We start from the raw sequence: 15523 nt of genomic DNA, 5'->3' as shown, positions 1-15523 counted from the left end.
CAGCAACTGTCCTCCCGAGCGTGCGAACGGCAGATATCCAAGCTCGTCGAGCACCACCAGGTCGAGCCGCGACAGCTGCGCCGCCAGGGTCCCGCCCTTGCCGATCCGGGTCTCCTCTTCGAGGCGTGTCACCAGGCTTGGGGTCGTGCAGCTTCCGACCTTGCTCATCTGGCCCGACGTTCAGGCGGGGCGGCTGGTGCATGTGCTGCCCGACTGGCGTCCGCCCGCCGGGATCGTGCATGCGGTCTTTCCCTCGCGCCGCGGGTTGCTGCCGTCGGTGCGGGCGCTGCTCGACTTTTTCGGGCACGAATGCGCATTGCAGCGGCGCGTCGCCGAACAGGCTCTCGGCTCTTCGCCGCCTTGAGGCCTATCGTTCGATCTTGGTCGCGAGGATGACCGAGGTCGTCGTGCGCTCTACCCCGTCGAGCAGCCCGACATCGTCGATCAGCTCGTTGAGCTGCGCGCCATTGTCGGCCTCAAGCATCGCGATGATGTCATATTCGCCGCTGATCGCGTGGATCGCCTGGACCTGCGGCAGCATTGCGAGCGCCGCCTCGACCTCGCGGTGGAAGCGCGGCAGCGTCTTGATCATCATGTGCGCGCGCACCCGGCTTGCGGCGAAGGCGTGGCCGAGGCGGACGGTATAGCCCGCGACGATGCGTTCTTCCTCCAGCCGGGCGAGGCGCGAATAGATCTGTCCGCGCGAGATGCCGAGCTCCTTGGCAAGCTGCGCGATCGTCTGCCGCGCGTCGTCGCGCAGCAGGGTGAGCAGGCGTTCGTCGATCTCGTCGAGACTGACGCCGCCGCTCGCCATCAGTCGGCCAGCTTCTCGTCGGCGAAAACCGCTGTTTCAGGAGCCCCCCCGGCGCTCATCCGGCCACGATACATGCCGAGATCGTTGATGGCAAAGGCAGGGTGTCCGTCGGGGCCCATCGCGATCAGACCGCCGTCGCCGCCGATCGTGCCCACGGCCATGATCGTGTCCTGTGCCGCGTCCTTGAGGGTTTCGCCCTGCCAGGCAACGCGGTCGCAGACCTGCCGCGCCGCGCTTTCGCGGATGAAATATTCGCCCGATCCGGTCGCCGACACCGCGCACTGGCCGTTCTTCGCATAGGTGCCCGCGCCGATGACCGGCGAATCGCCGATGCGGCCCCAGCGCTTGCCCGTCATGCCGCCGGTCGAGGTCGCGGCGGCGAGATTGCCCTCGGCATCGAGCGCGACCGCGCCGACGGTGCCGAACAAATGCGTCGGATCGACGGCGGCCTGCTGGCGCTTTCGCCAGGCGAGCAGTTGCTGCCAGCGCTCCTCGGTGCGGAACCAGCCGGGCTCGACCTGTTCGAGGCCCTGTTCCACGGAGAATTTGTCGGCGCCCGCGCCCGCGAGCATCACATGCGGGCTTTTGTCCATCACCGCGCGCGCCAGATCGACCGGGTGGCGCGTGCGGGTGACGCCCGCGACCGCGCCCGCCTTTTGCGTCTTGCCGTCCATGATCGCGGCGTCGAGTTCGTTGCGGCCGTCGGCGGTGAACACGGCGCCGCGCCCGGCGTTGAACAGCGGATTATCCTCGAGCACGCGCACCGCGGCGGCGACCGCGTCGAGCGCGGGGCCGCCCTTGTCGAGCACCGCGCTTCCGGCGCGGAGCGCTGCGTCGAGGCCGGCGCGATAGGCCTTTTCCTTTTCGGGGCTCAGCGAGCCGCGTTCGATCACCCCGGCGCCGCCGTGGATCGCGAGCGACCAGCGCGGCACCTCGGCGATCGCGCCGCCCTGCGCGGCATAGTGTCGCACGAAGACCGGATTGTCGACGCGGCCCGAGGGCAGATGGACGACCGACCCCGGCCCGACGCCGGTCACCCTGATCCGCGGGGCGGCGAGCGGACCGCGTCCGGTGACGCCGCGCAGTCCTGCGCCATCGACGACCCAGGCATAGCCGTCGGGTGCCGTCGCATAGATGCGTCCTGTCCCGTCGGGTTCGACCGCAAGCGCCGCACTTTCATCGACGCCGAGGCCGATCATCGCGGGGGCGTCGGCGGCGCGTCCGACGTCAGCCTTGGCGAGGAAGGCGAAGAGGCGGCCGAGGCGGTCCCGCTCCTTGAAATGGGTGTCGGTGACGATACCTTTGAGCAGCGCGAGGTGCAGGAAGTCGCCCTCGATCGTGTTCGCGGGACCGAGCGGGTCGGCGAGCGCCGCTTCGCTGGTAATGCTGCCGTCGTCCATCGCGCCGTAGAGCTTCTCGCCCTGCATCGCGAGCCCGGCGCTCGTCCCGGCGAGCGGCTTGCCCGATGCGACATGCGCGTCGAGGATGTCGTTCACCGGGGTGCCGCGCCAGAATCGGACATAGCGCGACTGGTCGCCGCCGGCGATGAAGATGCCGTCGGCCTTGCGCAGGCGGGCGAGGATTTTCTTGTCATAGGCTTGCGAGCGGGCGTGGAAGACGAAGATTTCGGCCGACTGGATGCCGCCGATCTCGTGGAAGAATTCCTCGCCGATCTCCTTGCCGTAGGAGGCGCTGATCACGACGACATGGCCGTTTCCGGCCTTGCCGAAGAACCATTTCATCGAATCGATATTGCGGTCGCCGCCGCCCATCAGCAGCAGCCCGCCCGACACCGGGCCGGGGGTCGGTGTGTCGAGCTTGCCGAACATATAATGCTCGTAGGGCTGTTCCTTTGCCGCCTTCGCAGCGGCGGGGGCGAAGGACAGGGCGGCGAACAGCGCCAGCAGGAGCGCCCGCATCATCGATCGCAACATTCCCGGCTTCCTCCCGCTTCGTGAAGACGCGATGGTACATAATGATCACACCAAAAGACAATATGATTTCCGCATTTGTCATATTGGTTGTAATTTTTGACGCTTTCTGGTCCAATGGATGAAATATCCGGTGTGTGGAACAGGCAGGGGGTTGTCAGATGACGGTTTTGGGTAAGCGATCCTTTCGGATATTGCTGGGGCTCGGCGTGTGTGCGCCTGCGCTTGTGGCGCCGGTTTGGGCGCAGGAAACCTCCGGCGAGGGCGGCGAGGAAATCATCGTCACCGGATCGCGCATCCCGACGATCAAGGATCAGGGGCCGTCGCCGGTCACCACGATCGATTCGGATACGATCCGCGCCAACGGCTATACGAGCGTTCCCGAACTGCTCGCGGCGATGACGCAGAACAGCGGCGAGACGCAGAGCCCGCAGTCGGGCAGCAGCGCCGATTTCACCCCCGGCGCACAGCAGGTCGATCTCCGCGGCCTCGGCCCCAATCACACGCTTGTGCTGGTCAACGGCCGCCGCATCGCCGATTTCCCGCTGCCCTATATCGGGCGCAGCAACTTCACCGACATCTCGAACATCCCGGTCAGCCTGATCGACAAGGTCGAGATTCTGAGCGGCGCGGGGTCGGCCATCTATGGCTCCGACGCGATCGCGGGCGTCGTCAACTTCAAGATGAAGGAAAAGCTCGACGGCCTGACCCTCGACTATCGCCACGGCCGCACCGAGCATGGCGGCGGCATGTCGAACCGCTTCACCGCGACTGGCGGCTGGTCGTCAGGGCGCTTCAACATCGTCGGCGGGATCGAATATCTCGATCAGCGCCCGCTCTGGGGCTATGATCGCGCGATTCAGGACAGCACCTACGACAGCCCGGTCGCCTCGACCAGCAGCCCGCGACGCACCTTTTATCGCGCAGACTATTATGATGATTATATCACGCCGCCCGATGGCGCGTGCGAAGCGCTGTCCGGCCTCAATCGCGGGTCCACCATATTCGCGAACCGCCCGCGCTATGGCGATTATTGCGGTAGCGCTGCGTCCATCGGCTATGGCACGATCATTTCGGGCCGGAAGGGCTTCAACAGTTTCGGTACGCTGTCCTACGAGCTGTCGGACAATGCCAAGCTGTTCACCGACTTCCAGTTCGGGATCAGCAAGGTCCGGCTGATGTACGACGTCACGAGCTGGGCGTTCGAGCAATCGTCGAGCAGCGCCGACAATTATTTCTACAACCGCTTCACCGACCAGATCGAGGATTGGGGGCGCCAGTTCACCCCCGAAGAGACCGGCGGGTTCGAGATGCAGCGCAGCAAGCAGACGACCTACAGCATCACGCCCGGCATCCGCGGTAATTTCGGCAACGCCTGGAATTATGAGCTCTCGTTCAACTACAGCCGCTATCAATCGACGGTGCGCTGGCCGCAGATCATCAACAGCAAGGCGAAGGCGCTCTTCCTCGGCGCGCAGGATGGCTTCGAGGAGGATTATCCGGCCTTCAACGCCGATCCGGCGCGGCTCTATACCGCGCTGACGCGCGCCGAATATGAGAGCATCTCGGCCGACACCGTCTATCGTCCCTACAGCTGGACGAGCAACCTTCAGGCGACGCTGACCAATGGCGAGCTGTTCCAGCTTCCCGCCGGCCCGGTCGGTTTCGCGGCGGTCGCCGAATATGGCAAGCAAGGCTATAACCTCCGCCCCGATCCGCTCGCGCTCACCGACTATTATTACAGCTGGAAGGACAGCGATGGCGTCGGCAAGCGCAGCCACGCCGCGATCGGCGGCGAGGTTCGCGTACCGGTGCTCGATTTCGTGACCGTGACCGGCGCGGGACGCTATGATAATTTCCGCTTCGCGGGCGGCAGCACCGGAAAATTCACCTATAATGGCGGGATCGAGGTGCGCCCGACGCGGAGCATGTTGTTCCGCGCCGCCTATGGCACCGCCTTCCGCGCGCCCGACCTCCATTATGTCTTCACCGGCCCCGGCAATGTCGAGGGCAGCGTCAACGATTATCGCCTGTGTGCAGAGAATAATCAGGAGATCGAGGATTGCGATTATGCCGACATCGGCGTCGTCGTGAACCGCACCGGCAACCGCGACCTTAAATCCGAAACCGGCCGCACGCTGACCGCGGGCTTCGTTTTCGCGCCGTCGAGCCGCCTGCATGTCTCGGTCGATTATTTCCGCGTCACGCTTGACAATCAGGTCGACGACCTCAGCCTCGACACGCTCGCGCGCGACGAAGCCGATTGCGCGGCGGGCGATCTCGACGCGAACTCGCCGACTTGCCTCGACGCCTTCGCGCGCATCACGCGCTTCCCGAGCAACATTCAGGACGGCCAGATCGCATCGATCCGCGTCAACCCGATCAACATCGCACGCGAGAAGACGAGCGGCATCGATCTTGCCTTCCGCGGCAGCGTGCCGACCGGGATCGGCACCTTCACCCTGTCACTCGCCCACAGCCATGTGTTCAAGCACAGCTTCCAGCAGTATCCGGGCGATCCGGTGATCAACAAGCTGGCGTTCGACAGCGGCTATTATCTGCCGCGCGACAAGTCGAACGGCAGCATCTCCTATGAAAATGAGGGGTTCCAGCTCACCTTCTCTGGCACCCGGCTCGGCAAGCTGCCCAATTATGACGAGGATGCCTTCATCAAGGCGAGCTACCTCTTCAACGCGACGATGCAATATGATTTCACCGATCATCTGCGCGGCTCGCTGACGGTGCGCAACCTGTTCGACAAGATGCCGGTGAAGGACCCGACCTGGTCGAGCTATCCCTATTACAACACCAGCTGGTTCGACAGCATCGGGCGCAGCGTGTTTCTGCAGCTCACCTACAAGCTGGGCGGCGCGGGGCTCTGATCAGCCCCGCGTCCAGCGCCCGCCCAAAGCACGGAACAGGTCGACCTGCGCATCGGCGATGCGCGCGTCGGCGAGCGCCAGCGTCGCTTCGGCCTCGGCGAAGGTGCGTTCGGCGTCGAGCGCGGCGAGTCCGTCGATCGCGCCCTCACGCTGCTGCGCGCGCGTGATCTTCACCGCGGTCTCGGCCTGATCGCGCGCCGCCTGCAGGGCGGTGCGCCGGTCGAGCTGGTGCGCATAGGACGACAGTGCGGTTTCGGTCTCCTCGAGCGCGCGTAGCACGGTGCCGTCGAAGGTCGCGAGCGAGGCCTGCGTGTCGGCTTCGGCGCCGGCGATCCGCGCGCGCGCACCTTCCTGGTTGAGGAAGTTCCAGTTGATCAGCGGCCCGAGCAGCCAGCGCAGCGGCCCGCCGCCGAACAGGTCGCCAAGGCCGCCGCTCGTCTGTCCGACCGACCCGCCGAGCGTGATCTTCGGATAGAGATCGGCGGTCGCGACCCCGATCCGCGCGGTCGAGGCAGCGAGGCGGCGTTCGGCGGCGGCGACGTCAGGGCGCCGTGCGAGCAGTTCGGCGCCGTCACCGACCGGGATCGGCTGGTCGAGGCGCAGCGTCTCGCGCCGCGCCGCGGCGATCGGCGGCAAATCGGCGGGTGGGCGACCGGTCAGCGTCGCGAGGCGGAACAGCGCGGCGTCGCGCTCGGCGGCGATCGCGGGGATATCGGCGCGGCGCTGGTCGCGAAGCGCTGCGACGCGTGCGGTGTCGAGTTTGGTCGTCAGCCCGACCTCGGCGCGGCGCGCGGTCAGTGCGACCGACTTGTCGAGCAGCGCGACGATCCGCTCGGCAACACCCAGCCGCTCGGCGGCTGAGGCCGCGTCGGCATAGGCGCGCGCGGTTTCGGCGGCGACGGTCACGCGAACCGCTTCGGCGTCCGCCTCGGCGGCGGCGACATCGCCGCGCGCGGCTTCGACCCCGCGCGAGACGCGGCCGAACAGGTCGACTTCATAGCCGACGGTCAGCCCGGCATCGACCTGCCAGCCCTCGCGGTCGGCGCCCGGAGGCACCTGACCCTCGCTGACGCGGCCATAGGTCGCACCGGCGCTGAGGTTCGTCGAGGGCAGGCGGTCGCCGCGGACTTCGCGAAGCGAGGCACGTGCCTTGGCGATCCGCGCGGTCGCGACGCGAACGTCGGTGTTCGCGGCGAGCGCATCGGCGACGAGGCCGTCGAGCACGGGGTCCTTGTAGAGCCGCCACCATTCGGCGTCCGCGGGCGCGGTGCTGGTGACCCCGGCCCTGGTCGAGAGGAAGGGGCCGGACGCCATCACAGGGGGACTGGGGGCGATGAAGTCCGGCCCGGCCGCGCACGCGGCAAGCGTGAACGCGGATACGGTGGTAAGGATGTTGCGAAGGGGCATCAAAAATCTCCTGAAATCTTCGCTTTCAAAAGCAGCCTGTTCCCCCGCGAAGGCGGGGGCCCATCTCCGGTCGGTTCCATCTTGCACCGGCAGGTGATGGGTCCCCGCCTTCGCGGGGACACAGGGTTATGTCTTCAACGCTTCATTCCGCCGGCTGCAGCGCGGGATCGGCGGCGCCGCCACGACCACGCAGGGTCGCGAGACGGTCGCCGAGCGCGCGGCAGACGACATAGAAGGTGGGGGTGAAGAGCAGGCCGAAGGCGGTGACCCCGATCATCCCGAAGAAGACCGCGGTACCGAGCGCCTGACGAAGCTCGGCCCCCGCACCGCTCGCGATCAGGAGCGGCACTGCGCCGAGGATGAAGGCGAAGCTCGTCATCAGGATCGGGCGCAGACGGTCGCGCGCGGCGCGTACCGCGGCTTCGACCGGCGACAGGCCGTCCTGTTCCTCGGCCTGCTTGGCGAATTCGACGATCAGGATCGCATTCTTCGCCGCGAGCGCGATGAGGACGACGAGCCCGATCTGCGTCAGGACATTATTGTCCATCCCGCGCAGGTTCACGCCGACCATCGCCGCGAACAGGCACATCGGGACGATCAGGATGATCGACAGCGGCAAGGTCAGGCTTTCATATTGCGCCGCCAGCACGAGGAAGACGAACACCACGGCCAGCGCGAAGACGAGCGCCGCCGTGCTGCCCGCCGCCTTCTGCTGATAAGCAATGCCGGTCCATTCGGTGCCATAGCCTTGCGGCAGCGTGTCGGCGGACAGCTTCTCCATCGTCGTCAGCGACGCCCCAGACGAATAGCCCGGCGCAGTGTCGCCATCGACCTCGACCGCAGGGTAGAGGTTGTAGCGCACGACGCGGTACGGACCGGTCTTGTCCCTGAAAGTCGCGACCGAACCGATCGGCACCATCTCGCCCGTGTTCGAGCGGGTCTGGAGGTTGGCGATGTCGGACACCGACTGGCGGAAGGGCGCGGCGGCCTGCGCGGTGACGCGGTAGGTGCGGCCGAGCAGGTTGAAGTCGTTGACGAACGCCGATCCCAGATAGACCTGCAGCGTCTCGAACACGCGTTCGGGCGGCACGCCGAGCAGGTTCGCCTTGGCGCGGTCAATGTCGGCATAGACGCGCGGGCTTCCCGTGTCGAAGAAGGTGAAGACCTGTGCCAGACCCGGGGTCTGGTTCGCCTTTCCGATCAGTTTGCCCGATTCCTCGGCGAGCTTCTGGTATCCGTGGCCGCCACGATCCTGCACCATCAACCGGTAGCCACCCGCCGAGCCGATGCCCTGGATCAGCGGCGGCGGGATCACGATCACGCGCGCTTCGGTGATATCGGCGACGTCGGCGCGCGCTTCGTTCATGATCTCGTCGAAGCTGACGCCGAGCTTCTTGCGTTCCTCGAAGCTTTTGAGCGGAAAGTAAGCGGCGGCGGCGTTCGGGGCGAGCGTCTGCGACGGGCCGTCGAAACCGGCGAGCATCACCGAGCCGAGGATGCCCTTGTTCGGCAATATGCGCGCGGCGACCTTGCGGAGCGTGGCGTCGGTCCGCTCGACCGAGGCGCCGGGCGGCAATTGCACGACCGCGAGGAAGTAACCCTGGTCCTGCGCCGGGATGAAGCCGGTCGGCGTCGCCCAGAACAGGCCGGCGGTCGCGGCGATCAGTCCGCCATAGGTGATCATCATCCGCTTCGGGCGCCGGACGAGCCGCGCGGTGAGCGACGCATAGGCCGTGCTCATCCGGTCGAACGCTTCGTTGAAGGCATCGCCGGCGCGGCTCGCCAGTTCGCGAAGGCGCGAGGGCTTTGCGGGCACGGCGTGCGGTTTCAGCAAGATCGCGGCGAGCGCGGGCGACAAGGTCAGCGAGACGATCAGCGAGATGATCGTCGCGGTCGAGATCGTCACCGCGAACTGCTGGTAGAAGGCGCCCGACAGTCCGGTCAGGAACAAGGTCGGCACGAACACCGCGCAGAGCACGAGGACGATCGCGACGAGCGCGCCCGACACCTCGTCCATCGAGGTCTGCGCCGCCTTCAGCGACGACAGGCCGCGCTCGAGGTTGCGTTCGACATTCTCGACCACGACGATGGCATCATCGACGACGATACCGATCGCGAGCACGAGCCCGAACAGCGAGAGGCTGTTGAGGCTGTAGCCGACGGCGGCGAGCACCGCGAAGGTGCCGACGAGCGAAACCGGAATCGCGACGATCGGGATCACCGCCGCGCGCCATTTCTGCAGGAACACCAGGATCACGATCACGACGAGGACCATCGCCTCGATCAACGTGTGCTTCACTGCGTCGATCGACTGTTCGATGAATTTGGTGGGGTTGTAGATGACCCGATATTCGAGTCCCTTCGGGAAGGTCTTCGACGCCGCTTCCATCTCGGCCTCGATCGATTTCGCCGCTTCGAGGGCGTTCGATCCCGGACGCTGGAATGCGGCGAGGATTACCGTCGGGTCGCCCGAAAGATAGGTGTTGCTGTTATAATCGGACGCGCCGAGCTCGACACGCGCGACATCGGCGACGCGCACCTGCCGTCCGTCGGCGTCGGTGCGGATCACGACGTCGGCGAATTGCTGCGGGTCGGCGAGGCGGCCCTGCGTCTCGACGTTGAGCTGATAGGCATTGCCGTTCGCATAGGGCGGCTGGCCGAGCGAACCCGCCGCGACCTGCACATTCTGCGCGCGCAGCGCCTGGACGATTTCGCCCGCGGTCAGGTTGAGCGCGGCGGCGCGGGTCGGGTCGATCCACACGCGCATCGCATAGTCGCGCGCGCCGAACAGGCGGACGTCGCCGACGCCGTCGATACGGCTGAGCCGGTCCTTGAGCTGGGTCAGCGCATAGTTGGAGAGATAGGAGCGATCGAGCGACTTGTCGGGCGAGACGAGGTTCACGACCATCAGGAAGTCGGGCGAGGTCTTGCGCGTCACGACGCCGAGCCGCTGTACCTCTTCGGGCAGGCGCGGCACCGCGATCGCGACGCGATTCTGCACCAGCACCTGCGCAGCATCGAGATCGGTGCCGATCTTGAAGGTCACGGTGATCGTCACCGCGCCGTCGCCGGTCGACTGGCTCGACTGGTAGAGCATATTGTCGACGCCGTTGATTTCCTGCTCGATCGGCGTCGCCACCGTCTCGGCGACGGTCTCGGCCGACGCGCCCGGATAGCTGGCGGTGACGGTGACCGTCGGCGGGACGATGTCGGGATATTGCGAGACGGGCAGCGACCAATAGGCGATCGCGCCGACGAGGGTGATGATCACCGCGATGACCGCGGCGAAAATCGGGCGGATGATGAAGAAGCGCGAAAGACGCATGGCCGGCTCCCCGGATTGGAGGATCTTTGAAAATCGAACGGAAAATTTCGACCGTAGCCCTGAGCCTGTCGAAGGGCGCTTCTCGGCGAGGCGCCCTTCGACAGGCTCAGGGCTACGGTTCAATTCATCGGACTATCGCGCGAAGGTCGCTTCGCCGACCAGCGCGGTACTCGGCGGTGTGGCGGCTTCGACGACCGGCGTGATCTTGCCGGCGCGCGTCTGCACCTTGCTGCCGGGCTGCGCGAGCTGCGTTCCGGTGATGACGATGCGGTCGGTCGGCGCGACGCCGCCGCGCACGACGCGCAGGCCATCGACCACAGGACCAAGCTGGACCTCGCGCACCGCGACCTGGCCATCCTTGCCGACGACGAGCAGGGTCTTGCGCGCCTGGTCGGTCTGGACTGCCGAGTCCGGCACGAGCAGCGCGCGTTCCTTCGCGCCGCTCGACAGCCGCATGTTGCCGAACATGCCGGGCGACAGGAACAGGTCGGGGTTGGCGATTACCGCGCGGCCGCGGATCGTCCCCGAACGCGGGTCGATGCCATTGTCGGTGAAGTCGAGCTTGCCGGTGCGGCTGTAGCTCGCCTCGTCCTGCAGCTTGACCTGCACGTCCGATCCTTTGGCGCCCTCCTCCTGCGCGCGCTTCGCTTTCAGGAACAGGCCCTCGGACCCGTTGAAGCTGAAATAGATCGGGTCGAGCGCGTTGATCGTCGTCAGCAGGCTGCCGGCGCTGCCTTCGCCGGCGGCGACGAGGTTGCCCGCATCGACCCGGCGATCGGAGATGCGACCGCTGATCGGGGCGCGGACCTGCGTGAACTCCATATCGAGCGCGCGCGAACGGACGCGCGCGTCAGCGGCCGCGAGCGCCGCCGAGGCGGCGCGCAGCTTGGCGTTGAGCTGGTCGAGATCGCTTTGCGATACCGCATCGTCCGCGACGAGCCGGTTCGCGCGCGCGAGGTTGGTTTGCGCGAGCGCGAGGTCGCTGCGCGCACTGGCGGCGTCAGCGCGGGCTTCGGCGAGCGCCGCCGCGAACGGGCGCTGGTCGATCGTGAAGAGCAGCTGGCCCTTGCGGACGATCTGGCCGTCGGTGAAGTGGACGCCGACGAGCTGGCCCGAGACGCGCGGGCGTACCTCGACCGAATTCACCGCCTCGAAGCGGCCGACATAATCGTCCCACTCGTTGATGTCGCGGACCAGCGGCGCGGCGACGGTGACGACAGGGATCGGCGGTGCGGCGTTCGCGGGGGCTTCGCGGTGGGTAAGGCCCCAACCGGCGCCCACGACGAGCGCGAGCGGCAGGCCGATCTGCAAGCTGCGGCGCCAGCGGCGCGGGGGCTGGGTCGGCGCGAGGGCGGCGTTTGCCGTCTCCTCGGCCCGGATCGGGGAGAGCATGTTCATGGGTCTTACTTTCGGAAGAGGCGGGCGAGGTGCACTTCGGCGATGCGCTTGCCCAGCAGTTCGTAATGATCGGCGCTGAAACCCGCGGCGAAGAAGGCCTTGAGCTCGGCTTTCGGCACCGAATAGCTGTGATGCCAGGTCAGCACAGCCATCCGGCGCAGCGCTTCCAGGCGCGGATCGGCAAGGCGGCGGTTGAAGGCTTCGCCGAAGATCCGGCCGAGCCACGTCGCGACGCGCCCGGGCTCGCGGAGGCTAGACGGCCGGTCGTGACGCGCGAGCATCACGACCGACCATTCCAGCGCCGAAAAGCCTGCGGGATTGTCGGCTTTCGGTGCGGCGGGGGCAAATATCTGGGAACCGGCCGGAGCGAGGGCGATTCCGTCGGTCAGGGCAAGATAGGCCATGGTCGGTCCTCCGTGGACTTTTGCCGGGCGCAAGGGGGCGCGAGCCCCGGGACGCTTGCGCCCGGCGAGGGGAGAGTCTGGATGCAGCAAGCCGCTCCCCCGTCATCGACGGCGGTGCGAATTCTGCGAAACCTGTCTGTCTGGGTTGGCCCGGGGGTCAGGCCGGCACAGCGTGGGCGAAGGGCGTCCGCGCTTCTTGTGGCGCGTCGGTCATTCCGACCATCTGTACTATCCGGTATATAAATCCATCGTTCATCTTGTCAAGGAGTTTTGTACCGGGCGGTATCGAAAAAAATCAGGCGCTCGGCCAGAGCGCGAGGCTGGTATCGACGAGCCGCTCGAGCTCGTCCATCGTCGCGCCCGCGCCAGCCTGCACCGAAATGCCCTGAAGCAGCGCGTAGAGCAGGCTGGTCAGCCCTTGCGCATCGACATGCGCGGGCAGGTCGCCTTCGCGTTTCGCGCGCTCGAAGCGCTCGATCAGCGCGCGCTGCGACGAAGCGCGGCGGCTGAGAACATCGGCCTTGATCGACTCGGCCTCGGCGCTGCAGGCGAGCGAGCTGAGCAGGCCCATGCAGCCCTTCGGGTCGGTCGTGCCCGCGTGGGTCTTCAGCGCGCCGTGGAGATAATATTCGGCGACCTTGCGCGCGGTCGGCTGTTCGAGCGCGGCGCGCGTATAGTCGAGCTTTTCGGATTCGTAGAGATCCAAAGCCTTGTGAAACAAGGCTTCCTTGTTTCCGAACGCAGCATAGAGGCTGGGCTTGGTGATCCCCATCGCCTCGGTCAGGTCGGTCATCGACGCGCCGTCATAACCCTTCGCCCAGAAGACGTGCAGGGCATCGGCCAGTGCCTTGTCGACACAGAATTCGCGCGGGCGCCCCTTGACGGGGGTGGCAGTATCGCTTTCCATAACGAGCGGTATATAATGGATCGGGCCGAAAAGTCCAGAGGTGCCGTCCGGCCAGATTTCGGGGGCGATGGCTGCTTTCGACCGAAGCTGCCCAGCCACAAAAGAGAAAAGGGCGGCAGTCCTATCGGACGCCGCCCTCGATCTCTTGCCGCTGAAAGCGCCGCTTATGCGGCTTCCAGTTCCTCGTCGGTCAGCACCGGACCCGAATCCTGGCCCTTGGCATCGACGTCGCGATCGACGAATTCGATGATCGCGATCGGCGCCGCGTCCGAGGCGCGGATGCCGGCCTTGATGATGCGGGTGTAGCCGCCGTTACGGTCCTTGTAGCGCTCGGCGAGAACGTCGAACAGCTTCACGAGCTGCGCGTCGTCCATCAGACGGCTCATCGCAAGGCGACGGTTGGCGAGACCGCCACGCTTGGCGAGCGTGACCAGCTTCTCGACATAGGGACGCAGTTCCTTCGCCTTGGCGACGGTCGTCGTGATCTGCTCATGCTTGATGAGCGAGGCCGACATGTTGCGGAACATCGCGATGCGATGCGCGCCGGTGCGCTGAAGCTTCCGGCCACCCGATTTATGACGCATAATCCATTCCTTCGTTCGTTAAGGGCCCGTGTGAGGTAGCCCAGACCAGGTTGCTTGCGGGGCAACCCATTCCCGTTGTGGACCCCGGCCGAAGCCGGGGTGCCGGTTTAGCCGAGCAGCTCCTGTTCGAGCTTCTTGGCCATTTCCTCGATATTCTCCGGCGGCCAGCCGGGGATGTCCATGCCGAGGCGCAGGCCCATCGACGACAGCACTTCCTTGATTTCGTTCAAGGACTTGCGGCCGAAATTCGGCGTGCGGAGCATTTCGGCCTCGGTCTTCTGGACCAGATCGCCGATGTAGATGATGTTGTCGTTCTTGAGGCAGTTGGCCGAACGGACCGACAGTTCGAGCTCGTCGACCTTCTTCAAAAGGAAGCGGTTGAGCTGGTTGACGTCCGATTCATCGGCGGTGGCCGACGGAGCCGCCATGCCGATGAGACCGCTGTCGTTCATCGCTTCCTCGAAGTGGACGAAGACCTGCAGCTGGTCCTGGAGGATGCGCGCGGCATAGGCGACGGCATCTTCCGGGGTGACCGTGCCGTCGGTTTCGACGGTCAGGCTCAGCTTGTCGAAGTCCAGTTCCTGACCGATACGCGCATTGTCGACCTTGTAGGCGACCTGGCGGACGGGCGAATAAAGCGAGTCGACCGGGATCAGGCCGATCGGCGCGTCGGCCGGACGGTTGGCGGTCGCGGGGACATAGCCCTTGCCGGTGTCGGCGACGAGTTCCATGTTCAGCGTCGCGCCGTCGTCGAGGTGGCAGATGACATGGTTCGGGTTCATCACCTTGATGTCGCCCGACACCATGATGTCGCCGGCCTTGACGGTCGCGGGACCGGTCGCCGAAAGCTGCAGCCGCTTCGGGCCTTCGCCTTCCATCTTGAGCGCGATCTGCTTGACGTTGAGGACGATGTCGGTGACGTCTTCACGCACGCCGGCGAGGCTCGAGAATTCGTGCAGCACGTTCTCGATCTTGATCGACGTGATGGCCGCACCCTGGAGCGACGAGAGCAGAACGCGGCGCAGCGCGTTGCCGAGCGTCAGGCCGAAACCGCGCTCAAGCGGCTCGGCGACGAAGGTCGCCTTGCGCTTGCCGTCGCCGCCGGCCTTGATTTCCAGGTTGCTGGGCTTCTTCAATTCCTGCCAGTTCCGGATATTGACAGTCATGGACTTCCCTTTGCTTTGGGCGGGACGGGCAGGGGTCGGCTACCCATCCAGCGAGAGATTGGTACGGACGAGCCCCGGCGGAGCGCGCCCGAAAAGGCGTCAGACGCGGCGGCGCTTGGCCGGGCGGACGCCATTGTGCGGGATCGGGGTCACATCGCGAATCGACGTGATGTGGAAGCCGACCGCCTGCAGGGCGCGGAGCGCCGATTCACGACCCGCGCCGGGGCCCTTGACCTCGACCTCAAGGGTGCGGACGCCGTGCTCGGCGGCCTTCTTGCCCGCGTCTTCGGCGCAGACCTGCGCCGCATAGGGCGTCGACTTGCGGCTGCCCTTGAAACCCATCATGCCGGCGCTCGACCAGGCAATCGCGTTGCCCTGCGCATCGGTGATGGTGATCATCGTGTTGTTGAAGGTCGCGTTGACGTGGGCCACACCCGACGAGATATTCTTGCGTTCGCGCCGACGAAGACGCTGCGGTTCACGAGCCATGATGAAATCCTGTCCTAAATCCGTAAAGCGGGCCGGGGCGCAGCCATCGGGGCGGCCACCGGCGCGGAAAAACCGGGCTTACTTCTTCTTGCCGGCGATCGGCTTCGCCTTGCCCTTGCGGGTGCGCGCATTGGTGTGCGTGCGCTGGCCGCGGACGGGAAGGCCCTTGCGATGACGCAGGCCGCGATAGCAGGCGAGGTCCATCAGGCGCTTGAT

The 15523-nt window shown here is 66.1% G+C and carries 13 protein-coding genes and 1 pseudogene; 2 read left to right on the top strand and 12 right to left on the bottom strand.

Features of this window, described 5'->3' with window-relative positions; translation table 11 throughout:
* A pseudogene (locus ACE3SL_RS09430) lies at positions 1–135 on the bottom strand (ATP-binding protein); the annotation flags it as partial.
* Positions 136–145: 10 nt separating this feature from the next.
* On the opposite strand from ACE3SL_RS09430, the gene ACE3SL_RS09425 reads away from it, so the two are divergent.
* Positions 146–364, top strand: a complete 219-nt coding sequence (locus ACE3SL_RS09425) for a LysR substrate-binding domain-containing protein (protein WP_374525479.1) — start codon at positions 146–148, stop codon at positions 362–364.
* Between the two features lie 3 nt (positions 365–367).
* Here the strand turns inward: ACE3SL_RS09425 and ACE3SL_RS09420 are convergent, their stop codons facing one another.
* Together ACE3SL_RS09420 and ACE3SL_RS09415 are read right to left on the bottom strand one after the other, a co-directional pair.
* On the bottom strand, positions 368–814 hold the full coding sequence (locus tag ACE3SL_RS09420; RefSeq protein ID WP_374525478.1) for an Lrp/AsnC family transcriptional regulator: 447 nt from the start codon (positions 812–814) through the stop codon (positions 368–370).
* The gene (locus ACE3SL_RS09415; protein ID WP_374525477.1) at positions 814–2736 is read right to left on the bottom strand and encodes an isoaspartyl peptidase/L-asparaginase; all 1923 of its coding nucleotides are present in this window, start codon (positions 2734–2736) and stop codon (positions 814–816) included. The genes ACE3SL_RS09420 and ACE3SL_RS09415 overlap by 1 nt, the downstream gene beginning before the upstream one ends.
* Before the next feature lie 170 nt (positions 2737–2906).
* Between ACE3SL_RS09415 and ACE3SL_RS09410 the strand changes: the two genes are divergently transcribed.
* Positions 2907–5627 carry a TonB-dependent receptor plug domain-containing protein gene (locus tag ACE3SL_RS09410; protein ID WP_374525476.1) on the top strand — a complete coding sequence of 907 codons (2721 nt, stop codon included), beginning with the start codon at positions 2907–2909 and terminating at the stop codon, positions 5625–5627.
* Here the strand turns inward: ACE3SL_RS09410 and ACE3SL_RS09405 are convergent, their stop codons facing one another.
* The 9 genes from ACE3SL_RS09405 to rpsM all read right to left on the bottom strand — a co-directional run.
* Positions 5628–7034: an efflux transporter outer membrane subunit gene (locus ACE3SL_RS09405; protein WP_374525475.1), complete on the bottom strand. Its 1407-nt coding sequence runs from the start codon at positions 7032–7034 to the stop codon at positions 5628–5630.
* A 142-nt stretch (positions 7035–7176) separates the two neighbouring features.
* The gene (locus tag ACE3SL_RS09400) at positions 7177–10359 is read right to left on the bottom strand and encodes an efflux RND transporter permease subunit (RefSeq protein ID WP_374525474.1); all 3183 of its coding nucleotides are present in this window, start codon (positions 10357–10359) and stop codon (positions 7177–7179) included.
* A 132-nt stretch (positions 10360–10491) separates the two neighbouring features.
* Positions 10492–11757 (bottom strand): efflux RND transporter periplasmic adaptor subunit, encoded by a 1266-nt coding sequence (locus ACE3SL_RS09395; RefSeq protein ID WP_374525473.1) that lies wholly within the window; start codon positions 11755–11757, stop codon positions 10492–10494.
* A 5-nt stretch (positions 11758–11762) separates the two neighbouring features.
* Positions 11763–12161 carry a hypothetical protein gene (locus tag ACE3SL_RS09390; protein WP_374525472.1) on the bottom strand — a complete coding sequence of 133 codons (399 nt, stop codon included), beginning with the start codon at positions 12159–12161 and terminating at the stop codon, positions 11763–11765.
* Positions 12162–12456: 295 nt separating this feature from the next.
* Positions 12457–13068, bottom strand: coding sequence for a TetR/AcrR family transcriptional regulator (locus tag ACE3SL_RS09385; protein WP_374525471.1), 612 nt, complete (start codon positions 13066–13068; stop codon positions 12457–12459).
* A 164-nt stretch (positions 13069–13232) separates the two neighbouring features.
* A complete protein-coding gene (gene rplQ, locus ACE3SL_RS09380; protein WP_374525470.1) occupies positions 13233–13652 on the bottom strand; it encodes a 50S ribosomal protein L17 in 420 nt (139 codons plus the stop codon).
* A 107-nt stretch (positions 13653–13759) separates the two neighbouring features.
* Positions 13760–14818 (bottom strand): DNA-directed RNA polymerase subunit alpha, encoded by a 1059-nt coding sequence (locus tag ACE3SL_RS09375; RefSeq protein ID WP_374525469.1) that lies wholly within the window; start codon positions 14816–14818, stop codon positions 13760–13762.
* A gap of 99 nt (positions 14819–14917) precedes the next feature.
* Positions 14918–15307, bottom strand: a complete 390-nt coding sequence (gene rpsK, locus ACE3SL_RS09370) for a 30S ribosomal protein S11 (protein ID WP_003040416.1) — start codon at positions 15305–15307, stop codon at positions 14918–14920.
* Between the two features lie 78 nt (positions 15308–15385).
* A partial coding sequence (rpsM, locus tag ACE3SL_RS09365) for a 30S ribosomal protein S13 (RefSeq protein ID WP_374525480.1) occupies positions 15386–15523 on the bottom strand: 138 nt, incomplete at its 5' end.

Origin of the sequence: Sphingopyxis sp., from assembly GCF_041916015.1 — a bacterium.
GTDB lineage: Bacteria > Pseudomonadota > Alphaproteobacteria > Sphingomonadales > Sphingomonadaceae > Sphingopyxis.
Note: the sequence above shows the minus strand (reverse complement) of the source record. Positions and strands in the feature narration are given on the sequence as shown.

Coding starts and splice junctions, on each gene's coding strand:
- ACE3SL_RS09420 (WP_374525478.1), bottom strand. CDS start 814: ATGGCGAGCGGCGGCGTCAGTCTCGACGAGATCGACGAACGCCTGCTC.
- ACE3SL_RS09415 (WP_374525477.1), bottom strand. CDS start 2,736: ATGATGCGGGCGCTCCTGCTGGCGCTGTTCGCCGCCCTGTCCTTCGCC.
- ACE3SL_RS09410 (WP_374525476.1), top strand. CDS start 2,907: ATGACGGTTTTGGGTAAGCGATCCTTTCGGATATTGCTGGGGCTCGGC.
- ACE3SL_RS09405 (WP_374525475.1), bottom strand. CDS start 7,034: ATGCCCCTTCGCAACATCCTTACCACCGTATCCGCGTTCACGCTTGCC.
- ACE3SL_RS09400 (WP_374525474.1), bottom strand. CDS start 10,359: ATGCGTCTTTCGCGCTTCTTCATCATCCGCCCGATTTTCGCCGCGGTC.
- ACE3SL_RS09395 (WP_374525473.1), bottom strand. CDS start 11,757: ATGAACATGCTCTCCCCGATCCGGGCCGAGGAGACGGCAAACGCCGCC.
- ACE3SL_RS09390 (WP_374525472.1), bottom strand. CDS start 12,161: ATGGCCTATCTTGCCCTGACCGACGGAATCGCCCTCGCTCCGGCCGGT.
- ACE3SL_RS09385 (WP_374525471.1), bottom strand. CDS start 13,068: ATGGAAAGCGATACTGCCACCCCCGTCAAGGGGCGCCCGCGCGAATTC.
- rplQ (WP_374525470.1), bottom strand. CDS start 13,652: ATGCGTCATAAATCGGGTGGCCGGAAGCTTCAGCGCACCGGCGCGCAT.
- ACE3SL_RS09375 (WP_374525469.1), bottom strand. CDS start 14,818: ATGACTGTCAATATCCGGAACTGGCAGGAATTGAAGAAGCCCAGCAAC.
- rpsK (WP_003040416.1), bottom strand. CDS start 15,307: ATGGCTCGTGAACCGCAGCGTCTTCGTCGGCGCGAACGCAAGAATATC.